The following is a 255-nucleotide window of genomic DNA, read 5'->3' as shown; positions in this document are numbered from 1 at the left end:
TGAACAACGCGACCCAGTTCATCTACATCGAAAACCAGTACTTTCGCTGGCCGCCGTTGGCCGAACTGATCAAGCAGGCAGCCGCCGCCCAGCTCGGGGGCGGGCGCGATCCCGGCCTCCATGGGGCGCTGCACCTGTTCGTCATCACCAACGCCGGCGACGACAGCGTAGGCGCCGGCACCCGCAATACCCAGCGCATGCTCGAAAGCCTGGGGCGCGCCGAGACCATTCCTGAAGTGACCAAGCTGCGGCGCA

The 255-nt window shown here is 65.9% G+C and carries 1 pseudogene; it reads left to right on the top strand.

Annotated features, from left to right (window positions below):
- Positions 1–255, top strand: a pseudogene (locus KW839_RS28230) (phospholipase); the annotation flags it as partial.

The sequence above is a fragment of the Pseudomonas sp. PDM31 genome (assembly GCF_019218965.1).
In the GTDB taxonomy this organism is placed as follows: domain Bacteria; phylum Pseudomonadota; class Gammaproteobacteria; order Pseudomonadales; family Pseudomonadaceae; genus Aquipseudomonas.
This window is presented reverse-complemented; position numbering and strand designations above follow the sequence as displayed.